The sequence below is a fragment of the Tissierella sp. genome, from assembly GCF_052089545.1.
GTDB lineage: Bacteria > Bacillota > Clostridia > Tissierellales > Tissierellaceae > Tissierella_A.
On record NZ_JBQDAA010000122.1, the window covers coordinates 1 to 3911 of the forward strand.

The following is a 3911-nucleotide window of genomic DNA, read 5'->3' on the forward strand; positions in this document are numbered from 1 at the left end:
GAGAGCTGGTATATTTTTATAACCAGTTCTTTTTGTAATTAAAAATTATATGGTAATTCATAGAATCTTTTTAAGTTCTTATATACTTTAATATATCGATACATAGTACAATTGTCAGGAATTAGTCAAGATTAATATTTTTTCAATATTTGAAAAAATATTAATTTGGTATAAGCTCAAATGGATTGATATAATTTACTTAACCTAGGAGGCAAGATTATGGATAGTCGATTATCGAAGATTGTATCAATGTTAACCGAAGAAGTGTCTGCAATATCCATCAAAAGAATAGCTAGTTTGTTGAAAGTTAGTGAACGAACGATTTATACAGATATTAAAAAGCTTAACGTTAAACTGAAAGCGTTTAATTATCCTATGATTGTAAATGTTGGTGGAGAGATTTCTTTTAGCGAAAAACTAAAAAGTCATATCGATGAGTTGAAGAATGATTTATTTGGAGAAAATGAAATCCAACGTCGACGAGAAAATATGATAAGATATATTATTTTAGAAAAAAAGTACTTTACTATTGAAGACTTGTGTAAAAAGTTTTATATCTCTAGAGGGACTGCTTTAAATGATATAAAAAACATCAAAAAAATATTTACTCAGCAATCTATTATAGTTAGGAGCATGCAATTTAAAGGATATAGACTTGAAGGTGATGAGATTGATATAAGAAGCATTGCTATAGAAAAAATAATAAAAACACTAAATGAAAAAGATAGAAAATACTTCAACTACGAAGATGGTACTTTATTATACAATCTGGAAAACTTTCTAACAGAAATTACGCTTGCTATAAATTTGGAAATTAGTGATGAATCATTTGAAAGAGTAGTATCAGCTCTGTGGGTTGCATACCAGAGGATTCATTTAGGATTTCCGCTTGAGCCAGGATTATTTAAAGATTCTGAATCTAAAGAAACCATCTACTTATTGAAAAACAAAAAGAAATTAGAGCAAGTATACCAACACAATATACCTGACTCAGAGTGCAGATATATAGCGGCTAAATTATCTGAATCTTCTGTTTTAGATGAAGGACAGTCTTTATCAGAGAGATGGATATTGTACTCGCTTTTGACACAACAGTTTATAGAAGAAGTTTCTGAATCATACAAGTTTAGTGAGTTTACAAGAGATGATACGTTATTTCTTGGAATCATTAATCACCTAAGGCCTGCTTATAAAAGGGCTAAAATGAATGAATATATTACCAACCCTATCTTAGGATATATCAAGGAAAAATATCCCATGCTACATGACAAAGTATTAAAGCGCATTAAGATATTAGAGAGCCAATTGGCGGTTAAGTTTTCTGAACATGAGGTTTCATACTTTACTTTACTTTTCGCTTCTTCTTACGAGCGAAATAAGAAAACTATCGAAACTAAGTCCAGAGTGATCATAGTATGTCACGCAGGGATGAGTACATCAGAAATACTTAAAACTCGGATGGTATCCAATTTTAATGTGGATATTTTGGGAACATTTAGTGCTCGAAGTGCAAAAGAATGGCTTGCATCAAACGATGTTAATTTAATTATATCTACAGTCGATTTCCATCATCCATCTATACCCGTCATTGTAGTTAATCCATATCTTTCTGAAAAAGATAAGGATAGAATAGCGTCTATGCTGAAAAAAGCCACAAGATCTATAGATATTGAGTTTTTAATCGACAAGATTTCTAATCATGCCCAAATTTTAGATGAAGATAAATTAAAAGTTGAATTAAGTCAGTATTTTGGCTTACCTATATCAAAGAGAATAGAAGAAGGAGGCTATCAACCAATGTTATTAGAAGTTTTAAATGAAAGATTATTGAGTGTCAATGCAAAATGTGAGTCAAGAGATCAGGCAGTTAGAGAAAGTGGGAGACTGCTTGTAAAGGAGGGATACGCTGAAGAAAGTTATATCCAAGCAATGATTGATAACGTTGAAGAAAACGGAACATACATTGTTATCGCTCCAGGCATTGCCATGCCACATGCAAGACCGGAAAAGGGTGCAAAAGCAATCGGATTAAGTATAGTAACTTTAGATAAGCCTGTAAAGTTTGGACACCCAACTAACGATCCGGTAAGTATTGTAGTCGGTTTATGTGCTGTTGATCATCAAACTCATTTGAGAGCTTTATCGGAGTTAGTAGATATACTTGGTGATAATAATAAGTTAAATAAAATTAAAAAAGCTTCAAGCAAAGATGAATTAATGAAAATTATCAAAGGAGGAAAATAATATGTTAAAAATTGTTACTATATGTGGTGCAGGTGTAGGAAGTAGTATGATGTTGCGGGTATTTACTCAACAAATTTTAGAAAAGCATAATATTGAAGCAGAAGTCGATGCTTCTGATATTGGTTCAGTTGATCCGAGTAATTATGATTTGCTTATTACTACATCTGATTTTGCTGATTCTTTGAGAAATGCAGATGGAACTGTTATAAGAATAGACAATATGATGGATAAAGCTTATTTAGAAGAACAATTACTCAAGCATATCAACTAACTATAAAGGAGTAGAAAGAATATGAACTTTATACTGTATCTAATTAATAATGTTTTAAGTCAAGCTGTATTTATAATTGGTTTAGTAGTTATCGCAGGTATGTTGGCAGAAAAGAAAAAATGGCACCAAATTTTACCAAGTGTTATTAAAACAATGATAGGATTTACTTTAATAAATGTTGGTGGACAAACACTTGGGATGGCCTTACTTCCTTTACAACCGATGATATCTAAAGTTTTTGGACTAGAAATGTTATCAACAAACATAGGAGAAGCACAAGCTGAAAGTTTAACAGGAATCGGAACAGAAATGGCACTTATTTTTGCTTTTGGATTCCTCGCTAATTTATTAATTGCACGTTTTACTCGTTTTAAATATGTACATTTATCCGCACATGTCTCTTTTTTCTTCGCAGGTTTAATTGCTGCCTTACTTAAATTCAACACAGATCTAAGTTTCATAGCTCTTGTAATTGTAGGTGCTATTATTTTAGGCTTATATATGACGTTTTCTTGTGCGTCAGTTGCGCTTTTCACAGGAGAGGTGAAAGGGGCGGAAGGTTTTACATTAGCTCATTCAAGCTCCTCAGGCTTAATTATTTCATCTTTACTAGCGAAAGCGTTTGGTAATAAAGATAAAGATTTGGAAACGATGCAAATATCCAAAAAATTCCAATTTTTAAGAGAGATGACTATTTCCTTAACTATTGTAATGACACTATTATTCCTAATAGTGTCATTGCTTGCCGGCCCAGGATGGGTATCAGAAAACATCAGTGGTGGTCAGGATATAGTTGTGTATTCAATTCTAAAAGGTGTAGAGTTTGGTGTATGGATTACGGTTATAATAACAGGTGTAAGAATGATGCTTTCTGAGATTATTGCAGCCTTTCATGGTTTTGCAAATAAAATCATTCCAAATTCTATCCCCGGATTGGATGTGCCCTTGCTTTTCCCAAATTATCCAACTTCAGTAATATTAGGATTTCTAATGAGTCTACTTGCAGGGATTATTGGAATGCTAGTACTGGGACTATTTAATTATCCTATTGTCGTTTTCCCTGCCTTGATCCCAACATTCTTTACTGGAGCTGCGACTGCTATATTTGGTAATGCTCACGGAGGAAGAAGAGGTGCAATTATTGGATCATTCGCAAATGGTTTAGTTCTAATATTTGGTCAAGCGTTTTTACTTCCTATGGTTGGATCCTACGAACCAATTATGCGTATTTTAAGTGAAACAGACTATACTTTATACGGTCCATTATTAGGAGGACTGCTGAAATTAATAGGAGGTTAACCAATGAAACATATAATGTTTTATATGACTTTGAATTATCCAAACAATGAAAGGTTTTTTGAAATCTTAGAAGCTTTAAGTAATGAAGGGATGACTT

General features: G+C 32.5%; 3 protein-coding genes. All 3 read left to right on the top strand.

Annotation, left to right across the window (positions count from 1 at the left end; genetic code table 11):
* Positions 1-219 precede the first annotated feature (219 nt).
* From ACTHW2_RS08945 to ACTHW2_RS08955, 3 genes are read left to right on the top strand one after another with little or no spacing between them, the layout of a single operon-like run.
* A complete protein-coding gene (locus tag ACTHW2_RS08945; RefSeq protein WP_442263596.1) occupies positions 220-2244 on the top strand; it encodes a BglG family transcription antiterminator in 2025 nt (674 codons plus the stop codon).
* A gap of 1 nt (position 2245) precedes the next feature.
* Positions 2246-2515 (top strand): PTS sugar transporter subunit IIB, encoded by a 270-nt coding sequence (locus ACTHW2_RS08950; RefSeq protein WP_091634589.1) that lies wholly within the window; start codon positions 2246-2248, stop codon positions 2513-2515.
* A gap of 21 nt (positions 2516-2536) precedes the next feature.
* The gene (locus ACTHW2_RS08955) at positions 2537-3814 is read left to right on the top strand and encodes a PTS ascorbate transporter subunit IIC (RefSeq protein ID WP_442263597.1); all 1278 of its coding nucleotides are present in this window, start codon (positions 2537-2539) and stop codon (positions 3812-3814) included.
* Positions 3815-3911: the final 97 nt, after the last annotated feature.

What these genes read in the sequence shown, in the direction of transcription:
- ACTHW2_RS08945 (WP_442263596.1), top strand. Translation starts at nt 220, where the DNA reads ATGGATAGTCGATTATCGAAGATTGTATCAATGTTAACCGAAGAAGTG.
- ACTHW2_RS08950 (WP_091634589.1), top strand. Translation starts at nt 2,246, where the DNA reads ATGTTAAAAATTGTTACTATATGTGGTGCAGGTGTAGGAAGTAGTATG.
- ACTHW2_RS08955 (WP_442263597.1), top strand. Translation starts at nt 2,537, where the DNA reads ATGAACTTTATACTGTATCTAATTAATAATGTTTTAAGTCAAGCTGTA.